Source organism: Paenibacillus sp. FSL M7-0420, from assembly GCF_038002345.1.
Classification (GTDB): domain Bacteria; phylum Bacillota; class Bacilli; order Paenibacillales; family Paenibacillaceae; genus Paenibacillus_AQ.
Map to the genome: position 1 here is coordinate 3,303,817 of NZ_JBBOCJ010000001.1, position 19,151 is coordinate 3,322,967.

Below are 19,151 nucleotides of genomic sequence, written 5' to 3' on the forward strand. Positions count from 1 at the left end.
GAGTGGAATGAAGTGAAAAACATGCGGATGCTGGCCGGGGCTGCGGTCATGGTGCTGGTGCTTGGACTGGTGAATGTCTACATTGGATGGCATCTGTCCGTATTGCTCCAGGCATGGCTGCCGGGGATGAATACTGCTGCGTACTGGACTATCTTTCTTGTCATTTCCTTCTCTTACATGATTGGCCGGGTGCCGCTGCCGCAGGCGCTGAGACCGGTAGGCAGGTTGTTCAAAGTGATCGGCTCTTATTATCTGGCCTGTATGGAGTTCGCCGTGATCATGCTGCCGCTGACCGATCTGTTCTATGGTGTGCTGGCGCTCGCAGGCGCGAATCTCTCCGCATTCGTAACGGAAGCAGGGACTACACTGCTGGTATTGCTCGCAATCTTCCTGATCTGGGGATCACGCAATGCCTGGAGTACTGTGGTGCGGACCCACCGGCTTAAGGTGGACAAATCCATCGGAACCAGCGTTCCGCTGACGGTAGCTGTAGCCTCCGACCTGCATCTGGGCAACATTGTCGGCAACCGCCATCTGCGCAGAATGGTCAGGGAGATGAACGCGATGAACCCGGATATCATTCTGCTGGCCGGGGATGTGCTGGATGACAGTATTGAACCTTTTCTCCGCAATGGGATGGAGCAGCAGCTGAAGCAGCTGAAGGCACGTTATGGGGTCTACGCCGTGCTGGGGAATCACGAATACTATGGCGGATCGATTGCGCAGTATACGCAGGTTATGCGGAGTGTTGGGATTCAGGTGTTACAGGATGAAGTGGTGGAGACTTCAGGAGTTTACGTGGTCGGGCGCAAAGACAAGACGGCTGAAGCTATGGAGGCCGGTGGACGGCTCAGCGTGGAGGCTCTGCTGGAGGGTCTTGACCGCAGCAAGCCGATTCTAATGATGGATCATCAGCCGACAGGCTTCGGGATCGCTTCGCAGGCTGGAGTGGATGTGCTGCTGTCGGGACATACCCACCGGGGGCAAATTGCACCGAATCACTGGATTACCCGGCGCCTGTTCGAACTGGATTGGGGCTATCTGCTCAAAAACAAGCTGCATGTCATCGTCTCGTCCGGCTATGGAACCTGGGGACCGCCGATCCGGCTGGCCAGCCGCTCGGAGCTGATTAAGCTGGAACTTGTGCTGGATGGCAGCATGAGCTATGGTGAAGACAAGGTGTCAGCTGCGGCTAAGCCTGTTCTAATTTAACGGAACCCGTCATCCGGCTGTATCGAACCCTCTACCTTCCTTAGGAAGGATAGGGGGTTTTTGTTTGGCAACGGGGGGAGTGGATTCATTTCCTTTGACAATCCTGACGGAATCAGCTAATCTATCTATAGAAATAGTTAAGCTATTAACTAAATGGAGTTGACTACTGCCAATGGATGATTTAAAAAGTTATGTGCTTGAGCTGCCGCTTGAAAATGAGGTTTTCTTCGCCTTGGTGGGAGCGACAGCCGGCACTGTGGCCGTCTCCGAGAAATACTGGCAGGCGCAGGGGCTGAACGGGGCAAGAATCCGCGTACTGGTTGAGATTGCGAAGGATGGAGGGTCGATCCTGCCTTCGCTGCTTGCTGAGCGAATCGCGGTAACCAAAGCCAATATCAGCCTGCTGCTGACTCCGCTGGAGAAGGACGGCTATATTACGCGGGCGGCTCATGCACAGGATGGCCGTAAGACAGTTATTTCGCTGACTGAAGCAGGTAAGCGTCTGCTACTGGAACAGCTGCCGGGGAACCGGAAAGCAGTTGCGGCGGTAATGAACCGGCTGGATGAGCCAGAGCTACACCTGTTGCTGGAGCTGCTGAACAAGCTGAGCAGAGGATAGAGGGTCTGGAATGTTCCGCTTGCCGGGAGGCTGCCCGCAGACAGAGATTATATATAGCGGCTGGAATATGACGGCGGGGATGTGAAGAGATCTTATTTCAATAAGGAAAGGATGTTATCGCCTATGACGACAATAATGATTACGGGAGCCAACGGGCAATTGGGAAGTCTGATTCTGGAGAATCTGCGCAGCCGCATCCCTGTAGGGCAGATTGTTGCCGGGGTCCGTAAGGTGGAGCAAGCTGCTCTATTCCGGGAGCAGAGAATTGAAGCCCGCAAGGTGGATTACGACTTGCTGGAATCCCTGGAGGAAGCGTTCCACGGGATTTCCCGGCTGCTGCTGATTTCCAGTTCGCATACGGATGATGATGTACGTCTCGCCCAGCATAAGCGGGTGATTGATGCAGCGAAGCAAAGCGGGGTCCGGCATCTGCTTTATACGGGTTTTGCTTTTCCGCAGCAGAGTGCTGATCGGAGTAAGCCCGGCAATGTGCACACAATGACGGAGCAGGCGATTATAGAGTCCGGGCTGGAATATACCTTTTTACGCAATGCCCTTTATATTGATTTCGTAGGGGTGCTGGGGCTGAAGGAAGCGCTCTCCAGCGGAGAGCTGGTGACGGCGCCGGGCGGATGGAAGTTCAACTCGGTTGGCCGCCGGGACCTTGCTTTGGCTGCTGCTGCTGCACTTGTCGAAGAGGGCGCAGGCAACCGGATCTATGAATTGACCGCTACGCACACCTGGGATTTCGCAGATCTGGCCGAAGTTCTGACAGAGGTTGCCGGTAAGCCGGTGGTGCACCGTCAGGATGAGGGAATTCAGCACTGGATCTATGCTTTTATGAGCCAGCTGGATACGGCTTCCACCTCCGGCGACCTGGAGCAGCTTATGGGCAGACCGGTCACCCCGCTGAGGGACAGCATTCTGCCTTTTATAGTATGATGACATGATCAGGCAAGCCGGAGGGAGCGTATGTAATTTGAAAAAGATACTGGTAGCCGACGACGATGTTCATATCCGCACGCTGCTGCGGCATGTTCTTACCAGAGAAGGATATCAAGCGATAGAAGCCGGAGACGGGCTGGAAGCGGCGGCACGCATGAAGGAGCAGACAGTCGATCTGGCGGTGGTGGATGTGATGATGCCGCATATGGACGGATTGGAGCTGTGTGCATACATAAGGGAGAACTATGATATTCCCGTCATTCTGCTGACGGCCCGTCAGCAGCTCAGCGATAAGGAGCAGGGGTATCTGCACGGGACGGATGATTATGTGACCAAGCCTTTTGAACCGGAGGAGCTGATCTTTCGCATCAAGGCCTTGTTCCGCCGTTATTCCATCGCCTCAGATGATCGGATTCGCCTGAATTCGCTGGTGATCGACCGTAAGAATTACGAGATCAGTGACGGGACGGAGGTGCTGCTGCTGCCGGTGAAGGAGTTCGAGCTGCTGGCCCAGCTGGCCCAATATCCGGGACGCCTGTTCACGCGTGGTGAGCTGATTGAGCTGGTCTGGGGAGCGGACTACGAAGGGGATGAGCGCACGGTGGATGTGCATATCAAGCGCCTGCGTCAGCGGTTCAGCGAATACCAGAATGATTTTATCATCCGCACGGTCCGGGGAATTGGCTACAAAGTGGAAATGGTGAACTCATGAGGTCGCTCTATGTACGAATGAGTATTATCTTCTGCTCGGTGATTATGATCAGCAGTGTGCTGGGATTTCTGGTCTCCAACCTGTATTACCAGTCCCAAATCAAGCCGAAGAATGACGCCAAGCTGACCCGGATGGCCATAGGTTTGCAGCAATTCATCGAGGACCACCCGGATGCGGTGGAAGAGTATCTCCTGAGCACAGCTTCTTTGGGGTATAAGATGTATCTGGTCAATGCCGAAGGAGAGGAACGCTTCTACGGCCTGCCTTTCCGCAAAAATGACCTCAAGGACGAGGCGCTGCGCAAGGTGCTGGACGGGGAGATCTACCATGGGGTGGGGAATTTCCCCGGCCAGCTGTTCGTGACAGGGTTCTTCGATAACCAGCTCAGCAATTCCATTGGCGTGCCGGTCCATATTAACGGGGATACCTATGCCTTGTTCATGCGTCCGGATGCTCAGGTGCAGTTCGGGGAGCTGCGGATCTTTTTCGGCGTGCTGATCGTGGTTATTATTCTGCTGAGTCTGGGGTTTGTGCTGATCAGCGCATTGCATGTGGTGAAACCGATCACCCGGCTGACCGAGGCCACGCTCCTAATCTCCAAGGGCCGCTACGACATTAAGCTGTACACCGCACGCCGCGACGAGATCGGCCAACTGGCTTCCCACTTCATGACGATGAGCCGCGAGCTGGAACGTACGAACCGGGCAAGACAGGAGTTTGTCGCCAATGTCTCGCATGAGATTGAGTCGCCGCTAACCTCTATTCAGGGCTTCGCCCATGCGTTACAGGATGGCACCCTGCCTGAAGCCCAGCGCCAAGAGTATCTGTCAATTATCGGCGATGAGAGCCGGCGGTTATCTATGCTCAGCATGCAGCTGCTCACCTTGTCCTCGCTGGATTATGACGAGCATGCCCTGCAGAAAAGAAGCTTTGATCTGCGCGCCCAGCTGCGCCAGGTGATTCAGATTATGGAATGGCATCTTACGGAGAAGGAGCTGGCGGTGCGGCTGCATGCCGGAGACATCACGCTTACGGGCGATTCCAATCTGCTCTATCAGGTATGGATGAATCTGGTGACGAATGCGGTCAAATACACCCCGGCGGGCGGGACCCTCAGTATCGCAGCCCATGTGGAGGGCCAGCAATGTATTGTAACAGTGACCGACAACGGGGCGGGCATTCCGGCGGAGCAGCTGCCGATGATCTTCGACCGGTTCTACAAGGTGGACCAGTCGCGCTCCCGTGAGCCAGGCAGCAGCGGGCTGGGGCTGGCCATCGCCCAAAAGATCGTTCAGGCGCATAACGGAACCATCGAGGTAACCAGCACAGTAGGGGAAGGAACTACGTTCACTGTCACTCTGCCCTGCCACCCTGCCGCTATATAGGTTGAACTAATATTTAGAGTTAAAGGAAAAGTGGCGGAGGGGAATTATGGAACTGTAGGAGCGGAAGCGACCGCCTATGTATTTGAATTTCTACCGCGAAGAGCGGTTCAATTAGGAAATTCAAATTGGGCAGCGGCCGGAAGTCCAAAACTTCTCTGGAGTCACGGCATTCCCAAAACATAATACCGTTTAGTTCAATCTATATAGTGTAATTCTTTATTCATACTCCGTTCATCTTCACTCTCTAAACTGTGGATATACAGATTAGAAGGAGTGGTTATATGTTCTTGGCAATTCGGGAGATGAGGCACTCCAAAGCACGCTACAGTCTCATTATGGTGATTATGCTGCTGGTCTCGTTCCTGGTGCTGTTCGTCACCGGCCTGGCTAGAGGTCTTGCTTATGCCAATATTTCGGCGCTGAAAAATATGCCCGCCAATTACTTCGCCGTGCAGAGCGATGCGGATCATACCTTCAGGCGTTCACAGTTAACGGATACGGAGCTTGCGGCTGCCCGGTCAGTAGCCGGAGAGGCGAACGCGACTCCGCTGGGGGTACAGACCAGTACAATTACAGCTGCCGGTGCGGATGTTAAGGCGGATATTACTTTTTTTGCCGTAGATATGACGGGCATGCTAGCTCCTGAAGTAACGGAAGGCGCCGGATTCACCAATGAGGTTCAAGGCAGCGCGGTTGCAGACTCCAAGCTGGAACAGTCCGGTGTTACCATTGGCAGTACGATCCGTGATCAGGCTTCCGGCATGAGCTGGACGGTTACCGGCTTCGTGAAGGACAGCTCCTACAGCCATACTCCGGTGGTCTATATCAATCAGCTGGACTGGCAGTCGATGAAGCAAGTAACGGTTCAGGGAGGCGGCGGTTCAGGCAATGCCAATGCCCCATACAATGTTATGGCGCTGGATGTAACGGCGGCTCAAGCTGCGCAGATTGCGGATCAGCAGCAGTCCATAGAGGTAATTACACAAAAGCAGGCGATCGCCAGTGTTCCCGGTTATTCCGCCGAGCAGAATTCGCTGCTGATGATGATTGTGTTCCTGTTCGTGATTGCTGCGGTAGTTCTTGCTGTATTCTTCTATGTCATTACGATCCAGAAGACCAGCCAATTCGGTATCCTGAAGGCGATGGGGACCAAGATGTCCTATCTGGCCTGGAGTGTAGTCGGTCAAGTAATGCTGCTGTCTGTCGCCAGTCTGGTGCTGGGCATTCTGCTTACGCTGGGGATGAATATGGGCCTGCCCGATTCGATGCCGTTTGAGCTGGACGGACAGACGATGGCGATGACCAGTCTGCTGTTCATAGGGATGTCCCTGCTGGGCTCGTTAATTTCGGTAGCAAGAGTAGCTAAGGTGGATGCCTTGGAAGCGATAGGGAGGACTGGAGCATGAGTGCGAAATTAGTGATGAAGCAGGTAACCAAGACTTACGGGGATGGGGACGGGGCGATGACCGTACTGAACCATCTGGACCTTACGGTGAACGAAGGCGAATTCATAGCAGTACTGGGGCCATCCGGCTCCGGGAAAAGCACGTTTCTCTCCGCAGCCGGTGCGCTGCTTACGCCCACCAGCGGAGAGATCCTCCTCGACGGCGAACCGCTGCGTGACAAGGACAAGAGGGCACTGACGGAGCTAAGGCTGAAAAAAATCGGCTTCATGTTCCAAAGTGCGCAGCTGCTGCCGTTCCTGAAGGTAGAGGAGCAGTTGCTTTATGTAGCGAAGCTGGCTAAGCTCAGCCCGAAGGAAGCGAAGGTGCGTGCTGCCTATCTGCTGAAGCGTCTGGAGATCTGGGAGCGCCGCAATCATTATCCCGAACAGCTGTCCGGGGGCGAGAAGCAGCGGGTGGCGATTGCCCGGGCATGGATGAACAAGCCGGCCATTCTGTTCGCAGACGAGCCTACAGCCAGCCTGGATTACAGCCGTGGCCGGGAAGTGGTACGGATGATAGCCGACGAGGTGCGGAGCGAAGGCAAGGCTGCTGTAATGGTTACTCATGACGAACGGATGCTGGACTGGTGCGACCGGGTGCTGCATCTGGAGGACGGCGTGCTGGTTGAAGCTTAGGGGGAGAGATGACCCTGGCACTCTAAGCCCCACAAGCCTAGCTTATTCACCTTCGCGGTACTAATTGTATTCGTTCCCGCATACATTCGGTCTATATGCCTGCTTGCGAGCACAATGTATGCTGTTTTCCACATACATTTGCTCCATGCCTGCTTGTGCACCGAATGTAAACTGTTTTCCACATACATTCTCCATATGCCGATGGCGTAAAGTAAGTTGTGTACCACAATTTGGAGCCTAGCCAGGCAACAAAAAAGTAGGGTATCCTCGGGTTTACCACAACACCAAGAAGGAGCCCTACTCGATGACTATTGTACCCGAACATATGCTAAATAATCTATTTGAAAAACTTGTTAAAGACTTCATGAAAGAGAATATGGAATCGCTCCTGCGTGCCGAAATCCAAGGGTTTATGGCGAGTGAAGAAGCCGGTGCCAGCAATAGCCGTAACGGATACTATACACGGGATCTGCACACGAGATACGGCCATATTGAGGATCTTCAGGTTCCCCGGGACCGCCAGGGTCTCTTTCAAACTCAGATGTTTGAACCGTACCAGCGGCGGGAGGGCTGGCTGGAGGAGGCGGTGATCCAGATGTATAAATCCGGCATGGGTACCCGGGACGTGGCCCGATTTATTGAAAGCATGTTCGGCAGCCATTACTCGCCCACCACCATCAGTAACATCACCGCTACGGTGCTGGAGGACATTCACCAGTGGCAGAAACGTCCGCTGAGCAAGCGCTACTCTGTGATTTACCTGGATGGGCTGTACGTGAAGCTGAAACGGGGCACGGTCCGGGGTGAAGTCGTCTATTTTGCCATGGGAATCGACGAAGAAGGTCAGCGTCAAATCCTGGGGTTCTACGTGGGGGGTCAAGAGAGCTCGAATGGCTGGCGGGAGGTGCTCAAAGATCTGTACGCACGCGGGGCCCAGGAAGTGCTGCTGGGTGTATTTGATGGACTGCCGGGGCTAGATGCGGCCTTTAAAGAAACCTACCCGCAGGCGGATGTGCAGCATTGTGTGGTGCACAAAGTACGAGCCACGTTACCCAAAATCCGGGTGGAGCACAAAACCGATGTAATTAAAGCCCTGAAGACCGTGTATGATGCACCGGATGAGGTCGTGGCCCGGGCGAACTTTGACACGGTGAAAGCGAAGTGGAATGCGTTATACCCGAAGGAAATGCGGTCTTGGGAGGAGCAGCTTTCTACGTTACTGACGTTCTACAAGTACCCGGAACCGATGCGTAAAGCGATTTACACGTCCAATCCCATTGAGCGAATGAACAAGGAAATCCGCAAACGTCTGAAGCCGATGAACAGTCTGACCAACATGGATGCGGCAGAAAAAATCGTGTATCTGGAGATGTTAGGCTACAACGAAAGGTTTGGGCAGCGAGTGACCCCTGGCTTTGGGGTGGACACGGTGAAAAAGAAGCTCAGCCAGCTCTATGAAGCCCGCTACCCTTCGTTGCCGACAGCCGAAGAAGAGTAACTAAGGAATCCAGTTTCTGGGGGGCGGGGTTCCCCCTCCCCCCAGAAACACTACACCCCCAACCCGTAACCCCGGGGAGGTACTTCTACTCATTTACACAAACTGCTTGACGCTACCCATATGCCTGCTTGTGCACCGAATGTATGCTGTTTTTCACATACATTTGCTCCATATGCCTGCTTGTGCACCGAATGTATGCTGTTTTCCGCATACATTCGGTCTATATGCCTGCTTGCGAGCATAATGTATGCTGTTTTCCACATATATTCGTCCTTGTGGCTTCGCAGTTGAACAAAAACCTGAACCTTGGTCATACCCCTGTCAAGTAGACAGATGAAAAAAGCTAAGCAGCCAGCGCGTGTCGATACTCAATCGGCGCGCGCTGTTTCAGTTTCGCCTGAAAACGTTGGTAATTGTAAAAGTAGATATACTCCTCAACGGCTTGATGAATCTCTGCTTCTGACTTACACTGGTGAAGGTACAACTTTTCTGTCTTCAGATGCGAAAAGAAGGATTCGATGCAGGCGTTATCCAGGCAGGTTGCTTTGCGAGAGTGGCTGCCCTTGACGCTGAATGCCTCTAATCGTGTGTTGTACGCCTGAGACGTGTACTGAAAGCCTTGGTCCGAATGGAGCACGGCCTCAGACACGTCTCTTTTCCGTGTCCACTGTTCAACCGTATCCAAGACGAGGTTTACGTCGTTTCGCTCCGAGATCTGCCAAGCTACAATTTCATTGTTGAAGAGGTCCTGAATCGCAGACAGATAATAAAAACGGGTGCCGTCTGAGATATACGTAATGTCCGTTACTAGCTTCTGCTGAGGTGCTGTCGCATGAAACTTACGCTTTAATCGGTTCGGGTAGACCACGGAAGGAGTAGAGCCCGCACGACGCCTTTTCTTGCGAATGACAGACTGGATCGATAGCTCTTTCATGAGCCGCCATACCTTCTTGTGGTTGACGAGGTAGCCTGCCTCCCGCAGGGCTGCCTGCATTCGAGGGTACCCGAAATAGGGATGAACCAGGTGAATCGCCACCATATGCTCTTTCATGGCGTGCTCTTGCTCATGGGCATCCATTCGTCGAACCTCTGCACCTCGCCACTTGTAGTAATTTGCCCGCGATACCTCTGCAATGGCTAATAGGCGGGTGATGCCATGTTGGTCACGTAGTTCTTCAATTACGGCGTATTTGTCATGCAGTCCAAGCTTCCCTCCCTTTACAGATTTGGATACCGCTTTTTTAAGTAGTCCACCTGTGCCTTTAAGTAATCTCGTTCTTCTTCTATACTGGCAAATGTAGAACGTGGACGTCCTTTTAAAGGGCTTGTTGCCCCTTTTGGTGTATGGAGTGGCTCCCCATTCCGATATTTCTTTACCCATACTTTAAGCTGGGTACAGTTCACAATCCCCAACCTGTCGGAGACGACCTTATAGCTCTCCCCTCCTGTAAAATAGGCTTGAATAGCCTCTTTCTTGAATGCCTCCGTGTACGATTGAAACACTTGTCCCTTTTTGGCCATACCAAAATCCCCTCCCAGTTCACTCATTTCCTCATGTTAACACATGAGGTTTTTTCGAGTGTCTACTTAAAGGGGATAATACCACCTCGTTTTCTGAGGTTCAGGTTTTTGTTATTCAAGCTTCAGGCCTACACGCCCGAATAGGCCATGAAGCCGCCATCTACCGGCACGGTGATGCCGGTAATGAAGCCTGACATTTGTTCGTCTGCCAGCCAGAGCAAGGTGCCGAGCAGATCCTCCGGTGTGCCGAAGCGGCGCATCGGGGTCTGGGAGATGATTTTGAGCGAACGTTCGGTCAGTTCACCGTTCGGGTCCTTCAGCAGCTGTTCATTCTGTGCGGTGACGAAGAAGCCGGGGGCGATGGCATTTACCCGTATGCCGGATTCAGCAAGATGCACCGCAAGCCACTGGGTGAAGTTGTTGATGCCTGCCTTGGCCGCGCTGTAAGCCGGTACCTTGGTAAGTGGCGATGCGGCGCTCATGGAGGAGATGTTGATCACCGCTGATCCGGGGCGTCCGAGCATCTGCTTGGCGAAGATTTGAGTTGGAATTAATGTTCCGGTCAGATTGAGGTCAAGGACCGTGCGGAAGCCGCTCACGGAGAGATCGAAGAAGGAGACGACATCGGGATTCTCCAGGTCTCCCGGTTCTAAGGTCTCCTTGGTGGTAATCGCCGAAGGCTGATTGCCACCGGCCCCATTGATTAACAAGTCGCACGGACCCCACTGCTTGGAGATCTCATCCGCTGCCTGCCGGACACTCCCGGCATCCATAACATCGCAGGCCAGGGCCAGGGATTGGCCGCCGCCGGAAGTGATCTGTGCAGCCAGAGCCGCCCCCTTCGCCTCCGTACGGTTCAGGATAGCTACCTTCATGCCTTGACGGGCCAGCTCCAGCGCCATAGCGCTGCAGAGGGCTCCGGCTCCTCCGGTAATTACAGCGGTCTTGCCTGCCAGTGCAGGCTGTAATGCCAACTCGGACATAGTGATCCAACCCTTCTTGGTGAAAGTATGATCTTGCGTCAGGTTATATCAGTCTGCGGATCTTTGCTTATAATATTGCGGATATTTCTCGATCAGCATCTCCTGGTCGGCAATCGTCAGGGCCATATGCTCCTGCATAATCTGATCCCCATGCTGAATATTATGCTGCTCAATGGCTTTATATAGACCATAATGCTGCCGGTACAGATGCTCCCAGTTGTGATCCGCCGTGAGCTTGAGCATCCGGCTGCGGTTCAGGTGAACCTTGATCTGCTGGATGACCTCCCAAGTATTCTTTTTATTGCAGCCCATGAAAATCACATGATGGAACTCTTCATCCAGCATGAACATTTCTTTATAGTCCTGATCCTCGATGCAGAGCTTCTGCTTGTCCAGATTAGCCTTCAGATCGATAAGATTCCTGGCCTGGAAGGTGCTGCACGCTTCGCGGATGACCGCCCGCTCCAGATGCTCGCGCATGAAGCGGGCTTCTTCCACGAGCTCGGAATCAATCAGGGAGACCACCGTTCCCCGCTGGGGGTATACGGCAAGCAGGCCCTCCTGGGCCAGACGGACAAAGGCTTCCCGGACCGGAGTGCGGCTGACGTTGAACTTCAGCGAAATCTCCTTCTCCGAAATCCCGGTTCCGGGCGGCAGCTCCAGCAGCAGAATCTGATTCTTCAGTGAACGGTACACGATGTCCCTTGTGGAGAGTGCTTGTGTACCGATAGTGTATTCCATCGTGTAACCCTCCTGTTATCGATTAATGTAAGCACTACCATACTACCATACAAGTATGGTAGTATGGTAGTGCGAATGGGCATAAGCTCCTGCTGTCCGCTTAAGGACGGTATCCGTGGCCCACCAATATCACAGACGAGAGGCTGGAGAACAATATGAGTACCTCATCTTTTATTCATGACGACTGGCTGCTGTTAAGTCCAAGTGCACAGAGATTGTATCACGATTATGCCGCCGCAATGCCGATTTACGATTTCCACAGTCATCTGAATCCGCAGGAGATCAGCAGTAACCGCAGGTTCCGCAATATCACTGATCTGGCCTTATCCGGGGATCATTACAAGTGGCGGGCGCTCCGCTGGCTGGGCGTTGACGAACAGCTAATTACCGGGAATGCGCCGGACAAGGACAAATTCATGGTCTGGGCGCGATCCCTGCCTGAGATGGTGGGCAATCCGCTCTACCACTGGACCCACCTGGAGTTGAAGCGCTACTTCGGGATCGACGAGCTGCTCTCCGGGGAGACTGCGGACAGTGTGTGGGAACGCTGCAATGAGCAGCTTCAGGGAGATGAACTGACTACGCAGGGAATTCTCAAAAAGCTCAATGTCAATGTAGTCTGCACAACCGATGATCCTATTGATTCACTGGAGCATCACATCCAGATTAAGAAGGATCATGCGCTTGAGACGGTGGTTGCTCCGACCTTCAGACCGGACCGGGTGCTGAATATCCGTGATGAAGGGTTCACCGGATACGTGAGCCTGCTTGGTGAGGCGAGCGGTCTTGAAATCCACGATTACTCCGGGTTCCTCGAGGCTGTGACAGCGCGGATTGATTATTTCCATCAGCATGGCTGCCGGCTGTCGGATCAGGCCTTCGGCGAGCTGCCGCATGCCCAGTCTACAGAGCATGAAGCGGCCTACATCTTTGCCCGGGCCTTCAAAGGGGAGGAGATCAGCCCGCAGGAGGAACAGAAATTCCAGAGCCATACGCTGATCAAATTAGGCCGGCTCTATCATGAGCGGGGCTGGAGCATGCAGCTGCATATCGGAGCGCTGCGCAACAACAACGCACGGATGTTTAGTAGAATCGGCAAGGACAGCGGCTTCGATTCAATTCTGGATTTCAATATGGCCCGCAGTCTCAACGCGCTGCTGAATGAGCTGGATGCCAGCGGACAGCTGCCGAAGACTATCGTCTACACACTGAACCCTTCGCAATATGAGATGATCGCCACCACGATCGGCAACTTCCAGGGGGACGGCATCAAGGGCAAGGTGCAGATGGGCTCCGGCTGGTGGTTCCATGATCAGAAGGAGGGCATGCTGCAGCAGTTGAAGGCGCTCTCCAGCATCGGGCTGATCAGTCCTTTTGTCGGCATGCTGACCGACTCCAGAAGCTTCCTGTCCTTCACGCGTCATGAATACTTCCGGCGCATTCTCTGTAACCTGTTCGGCACGTGGATGGAAGAGGGGGACCTGCCGCGAGATTATGCCTTGATCGGCCGGACAATTGAGAATATATGCTACAACAATGCGGATGCGTATTTCGGGATCAAGTAGAGCGCAGGAGCGCGGCATACCATCCATCGATTGACACAGCGTTAAAAAATCAGCAGGTCTCTTAGAGAGGCGTGCTGATTTTTTAATTGCTAAGGAATTATGTCTTTCAAGGCACAACAGCAGCATGAAAATGAGCAGCGTGCCTAAAAACACAACGTCGTCTGTCCATTTGATTAACATATTTTTACATAAAGCGAACGCAATTGGACTCGGAGCGCCGCGTAGGCCGAATGTAATCGAAAAACCGATTACAATTGGACTGTGGGCTCCACGTAAGCCGAATGTAATCGAAAAACCGATTACAATTGGACTGGCAGCGCCGCGTAGGCCGAATGTAATCGAAAAACCGATTACAATTGGACTCTGGGCGCCGTGTAGGCCGAATGTAATCGAAAAACCGATTACAATTGGACTCTGGGCTCCGCGTAAGCCAAATGTAATCGAAAAACCGATCACAATTGGATTGGGAGCGCCGCGTAGGCCGAATGTAATCGAAAAACCGATTACAATTGGACTCGGAGCGCCGCGTAGGCCGAATGTAATCGAAAAACCGATTACGATTGGACTCGGAGCGCCGCGTAGGCCGAATGTAATCGAAAAACCGATCACAATTGGCCGCTACTGCGGAATACGGACCAAATGTATGTGAAAAACAGCATACATTGTGTTCGCGCGAAGGTAAGCTTATTCACTCGCAGGATGACTACTTTCTGATACTTCCGGTGCATTCTACCGCGTACTGCTCCGGTAAGCAGACGGGGATACGCCGGTGGACTTCTTGAACACCTTGGAGAAGTGGGCCAGCTCCATGCCGACCTGCTCGGCGATACTGGAGATGCTGAAATCGGTGTAGGAGAGCTGCCTCTTCGCGAGCTCCATCCGTTTCAGCTGGACGTACTGCATCGGCGGAACGCCGATGAATTTCTTGAAGTAGGGAATGAAATAGTTCGGGTGCAGATGGACCCGCTCTGCCAGCTCCTCGACCGTCAGCGGCCGCATTAACCGTTGATCGATGTAGCCCAGCACATTCGCCAGCTTGCCCTGGTCGCTCGTATGCGTCAGATCGTCAAGGAAATTGCTGTAGCCTCCCGATTCCAGACAGAGGGACAGCAGCGTAAGCAGCGCGGCCTGCGTCCGAAGGGTAGCGAGGAAGCCGGTATCCTGGAACCATTCAATCATCTCCGCGAACATCGTCCGGGTGGCCTCCGGATCAGGCACATCACAGATATACAGCTTATTCGCCGAATGAAACAGCGGCCATTCCCCAATCTGCGCATCGAAGTGGCAATAGTAGCGTGTATAAGGATCATCACGTGAAGTATCCGTGGTCTGGGTAGAGCCTGCGGGCATAATCATCAGCTGTCCGGGTCTCGGATAGTACGCCACTCCGTTGATAATCACCTTGCCTTCGCCGGAATCAATATAATACAGCCGGTTGAAGGCAGGGGTCTCATTCGTCCGGTTCCATCCCGGATATCTGCTGGTTAATTGGGCATGGGTAACGGTAACCGTCAGGTTGTGCAGCAGGCGTCCGGTCAAATTACCATTGCCTTTCGCAGTCATATTCATATCAGGGCTCCTTCAAATAAGGCTATAAAGCTATTATAACGCTTCCATTTATCCAATACATCTTATTATTATACAAATATACCTTAATTACAGTCATGGCCTCCACCGGCAAATAGGGTTATCCTCATAACATAAACTGTTTCAGGAAGGGAATGGGAGATGGATAAGGTACGTTATGGAATTATTGGCGTAGGGGGTATGGGGCGGACCCATGCACAGAGTCTGCTGAGTGATATTAAGGGGGCCGAGCTAACGGCCGTATGCGACATCAGCCCTGAGCGGCTGGAATGGGCAGAGGAGCATTTGCCGGATCATGTACAGCGCTTTCTGTCGCCGGAGGAGCTGTTCAAGTCCGGGATCATTGATGCGGTGATGATTGCCACCCCGCATTATGATCATCCGCCGCTGGCGATTGAAGCGCTGGGCTACGGGCTGCATGTTCTGATCGAGAAGCCTGCCGGTGTCTATACGAAGGCAGTACAGGAGATGAATGACGCCGCAGCGAAGTCTGACCGCAAATTCGGCATTATGTATAACCAGCGGACGAATCCGCTCTATCAGAAGCTGAGAGAATTGATTCAGTCCGGGGAGCTGGGAGAGATCCGGCGCACGAACTGGATTATCACCAATTGGTACCGCTCTCAGAGCTACTACGATTCCGGCGGCTGGCGGGCGACCTGGGGCGGGGAAGGCGGCGGAGTGCTGCTGAACCAGGACCCGCACCAGCTTGATCTCTGGCAGTGGACTACCGGAATGATGCCTAAGCGGGTACGCGCTTTTTGCCAGTTCGGGAAGTACCGGAATATTGAGGTTGAGGATGATGTGACCGCTTATGTGGAGTATGAGAATGGCGCAACCGGGCTGTTCATCACGACTACAGGGGAAGCGCCGGGGACGAACCGGTTCGAGATTACAGGAGACAACGGTAAAATCGTCGTCGAAGACGGCACGCTGACCTTCTTCCGCCTTCGCACCCCGGAGCCGAAGTTTAATGCGGAATATACCGGAGGGTTCGGAGCACCGGAGTGCTGGAAATGCGAGATTCCGGTGGAAGCCGGAAATGGAGAACAGCATAAGGGGATTCTGCGCAACTTCACCAATGCCATTCTGCAGGATGAGCCGCTGCTGGCTCCGGGGGAAGAGGGCATTCACGGTCTGACCCTGTCCAATGCCATGTATCTGTCCGCATGGACCGACAACTGGGTGGACCTGCCGATCGACAGCGAGCTGTTCTATGAGAAGCTGATGGAGCAGGTGGAGAATTCGACTTTTCAGAAAGCGCCGGTCAGCCAGAAAGCCCTGGATGTATCGGGCACCCACTAGACGAACCTTACTCTCTTACGCAACTCAAACTTATCTAGGAGTGGATGAATACAATGAACCGTTCAACGATTGCCGCCCAAATGTATACCCTGCGTGAATATACCCGGACGCCGGAGGACTTGAGAGAGAGCCTGCGGAAGGTGAGCAGCATGGGGTACCAGGCTGTGCAAATCTCCGGGATCGGTCCCATGGACCCTAAGCTGGTGAAGGAATATGCGGATGAATTTAATCTGAAAATATGTGCGACACACGTTCCCTGGGACCGGCTGGTGAATGATCTGGATGCGCTCGCTGCCGAGCATAAGCTGTGGGACTGCAAATACATCGGCCTTGGCTCGCTGCCTGCGGAATATCAGACTAGCCAGGAGGGCTACCGCACCTTCGCCAAGCTGGCTTCCGGCATTGCACGGACACTTAAGGAAGAGTATGGCCTGCAATTCGTTTATCATAATCATGATTTTGAATTTGAACGTTTTGACGGTCTGACGGGTATGGATGTGCTGCTGCAGGACAGTGATCCGGAGGTCTTCGGGTTCGAGCTGGATCTGTACTGGGTTCAGGCGGGGGGCGGAGATCCTGTAGAGTGGATTCACAAGGTGGAAGGCAGAATGCAGGCTGTGCATTTCAAGGATATGACTATTCTGAACCGTAAGGCTGTGTTTGCCGAGATCGGCGAAGGCAATATGAACTATGGAGCGATTATTGATGCCTGCCGCAAGACGGGGGTGGAATGGCATATCGTGGAGCAGGATGTGTGCCAGCGTGATCCGTTCGAGAGCCTGGAGATCAGCCTCCGGTATCTGCATTCCAGATTGGAGGTGCAAGCATGAGCCGCAAGGATGGAATGATGTATGCTCCGGTACATGAGGCGAAGCCTGTGGTGGGGCCGGGTGAATTCGTAATCGCTGCGCTGGCACTGGATCATGGACATATTTACGGGATGTGCAACGGGCTGGTGGAGGCGGGAGCCGAGCTGAAGTGGGTATACGATCCTGACCCCGAGAAGGTAAAAGCATTCCTGAACAAGTATCCCGGCGTCAGAGCCGCGCGTTCTGCTGAAGAGATTCTTGAAGATCCTGAGGTCCAGCTCGTTGCAGCGGCGGCCGTTCCTTCGGAGCGCGGTCCGCTCGGTCTGCGGGTGATGGCACATGGGAAGGATTATTTCACGGACAAATCTCCGTTCACTTCTCTGGACCAGCTCGCGGCAGCACGCCTTCAGGTGGAGCAGACGGGGCGGAAATACATGACATACTACAGTGAGAGACTGCATGTAGAGAGCGCTGTCTATGCCGGTCAGCTGGTGCAGCAGGGGGCGATTGGCCGTGTGCTTCAGGTCATGGGACTGGGTCCGCACCGGTTAAATGCACCCAGCCGGCCGGAATGGTTCTTCCAGCGTGACAAATACGGCGGCATTCTCTGTGACATCGGCAGTCACCAGATTGAACAGTTCCTCTTCTATGCAGGCTGCCGCGATGCCAAGGTACTGCATAGTAAGGTCGCCAACTATAACAATCCTGCATACCCGGAGCTGGAGGATTACGGGGATGCTACGCTGGTTGGGGACAACGGGGCTACGCAGTATTTTCGCGTGGACTGGTTCACACCGTCAGGACTCGGAACCTGGGGCGACGGACGGACGATTATTCTCGGCACGGAAGGCTATATCGAACTGCGCAAATACAGCGATATCGGCCGCTCCAGCACACCGGACCATGTCTACTGGGTGGACGGTGAGGGAGAGCATTATGAGCATGTGGCCGGGAAGATCGGCTTCCCGTTCTTCGGTGAGCTGATTCTGGACTGCCTGGAACGGACGGAGAAGGCGATGACCCAGGAGCATGCATTCAAGGCGGCTGAGCTGTGTCTGGAGGCGCAGCGGCAAGCGGTGAATCTGACACCCGATACGCTCAAATAGTTGCAGGACAGCTATCAGAAGATCGGAAGGTGGATAAGATGAATATCAACGGAGCAGCGATTATCGGCTGCGGGGCGATTGCCCCGCTGCATGCCAGAGCTATTGCTTCGATCGAGAATGTGCGGCTGGTAGCCGTGGTGGACAGTGACCCTGTTCAGGCGGCGCAGTCCGCTCAGGATTACGAATGTGAAGGCCTGACGGATTACAGGGAGCTGCTGGAGCGTGCAGATATCGGCATCGTCCATCTCTGCACGCCGCATCATCTGCACGCCGGAATGGCAGTGGAACTGCTGAAGGCAGGCAAGCATGTGTTAACCGAGAAGCCCATGGCGCTGGATGTGCCTTCGGCCCGCTTGATGCAGGAGGCGGCGGAGCAGGCTCCGGGACAGCTGGGTGTAGTATTCCAGAACCGCTATAATGAACCTTCGGTGCGCATCAGGGAGGTGATCGATTCCGGCAGCCTGGGTAACCTCCTCTGCATGAAGGGCTTGGTAACATGGACCCGGACTGAGGAGTACTACACGAACAGTCCATGGAGAGGCCACTGGGCTACGGAAGGCGGAGGGGTATTGATCAATCAGGCTATCCATACCCTGGATCTGCTGCAATGGTTCGGCGGTGACATCGCTTCCGTGAAAGGCAGTGTAAGCACCGATGTGCTGAACAATGTTATTGAGGTCGAGGACAGTGCACATGCGTGTATCGACTTCAAAAACAAGGCGCGCGGGCTCTTCTACGGAACCAATGCATATCAGGCCAATTCACCGGTGGAGCTGGAGCTGGTCTTCGAGCAAGGGACCCTGCAGCAGCGCCGGGACAGCCTGTATCTGTGGAAGGATGGTCAGGAGACGCTGCTCTGTGAGCCGCAGAGCATCAGCAGCGGCGGGAAATCCTACTGGGGCACCGGGCATTCACGGTTAATTCATGACTTCTACGCCCACATCCGTGAAGGCCGCAGGTTCTGGATTGACGGTGCTGAGGGCATCAAAGCGCTCACGCTGATTGCAGAGATCTACAAGTCCTCGGGGAGCCGGAATCTGGTCCCTCAGGTCTAGCGTACATCATCCGGCTGATGCCGGAATA

18 protein-coding genes are annotated in these 19,151 nt (G+C 53.9%); 13 read left to right on the forward strand and 5 right to left on the reverse strand.

Annotation, left to right across the window (positions count from 1 at the left end; all coding sequences use genetic code 11):
* Positions 1–21 precede the first annotated feature (21 nt).
* The 8 genes from MKX51_RS14040 (at position 22) to MKX51_RS14075 (ending at position 8,451) form a co-directional block, all read left to right on the forward strand.
* Positions 22–1,212 (forward strand): metallophosphoesterase, encoded by a 1,191-nt coding sequence (locus MKX51_RS14040; protein ID WP_340995609.1) that lies wholly within the window; start codon positions 22–24, stop codon positions 1,210–1,212.
* Positions 1,213–1,384: 172 nt separating this feature from the next.
* Positions 1,385–1,831 (forward strand): MarR family winged helix-turn-helix transcriptional regulator, encoded by a 447-nt coding sequence (locus MKX51_RS14045; protein WP_340992787.1) that lies wholly within the window; start codon positions 1,385–1,387, stop codon positions 1,829–1,831.
* 123 nt (positions 1,832–1,954) lie between these two features.
* Positions 1,955–2,773 (forward strand): NAD(P)H-binding protein, encoded by an 819-nt coding sequence (locus tag MKX51_RS14050; RefSeq protein WP_340992788.1) that lies wholly within the window; start codon positions 1,955–1,957, stop codon positions 2,771–2,773.
* A 37-nt stretch (positions 2,774–2,810) separates the two neighbouring features.
* A complete protein-coding gene (locus MKX51_RS14055; RefSeq protein WP_339256491.1) occupies positions 2,811–3,488 on the forward strand; it encodes a response regulator transcription factor in 678 nt (225 codons plus the stop codon).
* Positions 3,489–3,505: 17 nt separating this feature from the next.
* Positions 3,506–4,873: a sensor histidine kinase gene (locus MKX51_RS14060; RefSeq protein WP_340992789.1), complete on the forward strand. Its 1,368-nt coding sequence runs from the start codon at positions 3,506–3,508 to the stop codon at positions 4,871–4,873.
* Positions 4,874–5,154: 281 nt separating this feature from the next.
* On the forward strand, positions 5,155–6,279 hold the full coding sequence (locus MKX51_RS14065; protein ID WP_340992790.1) for an ABC transporter permease: 1,125 nt from the start codon (positions 5,155–5,157) through the stop codon (positions 6,277–6,279).
* Positions 6,276–6,953: an ABC transporter ATP-binding protein gene (locus tag MKX51_RS14070; protein WP_340940982.1), complete on the forward strand. Its 678-nt coding sequence runs from the start codon at positions 6,276–6,278 to the stop codon at positions 6,951–6,953. Before MKX51_RS14065 ends, MKX51_RS14070 begins: the two co-directional genes overlap by 4 nt.
* Positions 6,954–7,257: 304 nt before the next feature.
* Positions 7,258–8,451, forward strand: a complete 1,194-nt coding sequence (locus tag MKX51_RS14075; RefSeq protein ID WP_076086938.1) for an IS256 family transposase — start codon at positions 7,258–7,260, stop codon at positions 8,449–8,451.
* A gap of 343 nt (positions 8,452–8,794) precedes the next feature.
* On the opposite strand, the gene MKX51_RS14080 is transcribed toward MKX51_RS14075, so the two are convergent.
* From MKX51_RS14080 to MKX51_RS14090, 4 genes are all read right to left on the reverse strand, one after another.
* Positions 8,795–9,748, reverse strand: coding sequence for an IS3 family transposase (locus MKX51_RS14080; RefSeq protein ID WP_445322057.1), 954 nt, complete (start codon positions 9,746–9,748; stop codon positions 8,795–8,797).
* A complete protein-coding gene (locus MKX51_RS33205) occupies positions 9,670–9,972 on the reverse strand; it encodes a transposase (protein ID WP_445321984.1) in 303 nt (100 codons plus the stop codon). The genes MKX51_RS14080 and MKX51_RS33205 overlap by 79 nt, the downstream gene beginning before the upstream one ends.
* 128 nt (positions 9,973–10,100) lie before the next feature.
* Complete coding sequence (locus MKX51_RS14085) at positions 10,101–10,955, reverse strand: SDR family oxidoreductase (protein WP_340992791.1); 855 nt, start codon at positions 10,953–10,955, stop codon at positions 10,101–10,103.
* A 48-nt stretch (positions 10,956–11,003) separates the two neighbouring features.
* On the reverse strand, positions 11,004–11,696 hold the full coding sequence (locus MKX51_RS14090; protein ID WP_340992792.1) for a GntR family transcriptional regulator: 693 nt from the start codon (positions 11,694–11,696) through the stop codon (positions 11,004–11,006).
* Between the two features lie 155 nt (positions 11,697–11,851).
* Here MKX51_RS14090 and uxaC point away from each other — a divergent pair, with 155 nt between their 5' ends.
* Entirely contained in the window at positions 11,852–13,261 is a 1,410-nt protein-coding gene (uxaC, locus tag MKX51_RS14095) for a glucuronate isomerase (RefSeq protein ID WP_340992793.1), read from the forward strand.
* Positions 13,262–13,990: 729 nt separating this feature from the next.
* Here uxaC and MKX51_RS14100 read toward each other — a convergent pair.
* A complete protein-coding gene (locus tag MKX51_RS14100) occupies positions 13,991–14,830 on the reverse strand; it encodes an AraC family transcriptional regulator (RefSeq protein WP_339256504.1) in 840 nt (279 codons plus the stop codon).
* A 159-nt stretch (positions 14,831–14,989) separates the two neighbouring features.
* Between MKX51_RS14100 and MKX51_RS14105 the strand changes: the two genes are divergently transcribed.
* From MKX51_RS14105 to MKX51_RS14120, 4 genes are read left to right on the forward strand one after another with little or no spacing between them, the layout of a single operon-like run.
* Positions 14,990–16,153, forward strand: coding sequence for a Gfo/Idh/MocA family protein (locus MKX51_RS14105; RefSeq protein WP_340992794.1), 1,164 nt, complete (start codon positions 14,990–14,992; stop codon positions 16,151–16,153).
* A 53-nt stretch (positions 16,154–16,206) separates the two neighbouring features.
* Positions 16,207–16,983, forward strand: coding sequence for a sugar phosphate isomerase/epimerase family protein (locus tag MKX51_RS14110; RefSeq protein WP_339256508.1), 777 nt, complete (start codon positions 16,207–16,209; stop codon positions 16,981–16,983).
* Entirely contained in the window at positions 16,980–18,068 is a 1,089-nt protein-coding gene (locus tag MKX51_RS14115) for a Gfo/Idh/MocA family protein (RefSeq protein ID WP_340992795.1), read from the forward strand. The genes MKX51_RS14110 and MKX51_RS14115 overlap by 4 nt, the downstream gene beginning before the upstream one ends.
* Before the next feature lie 38 nt (positions 18,069–18,106).
* Entirely contained in the window at positions 18,107–19,123 is a 1,017-nt protein-coding gene (locus tag MKX51_RS14120; protein WP_340992796.1) for a Gfo/Idh/MocA family protein, read from the forward strand.
* Positions 19,124–19,151: the final 28 nt, after the last annotated feature.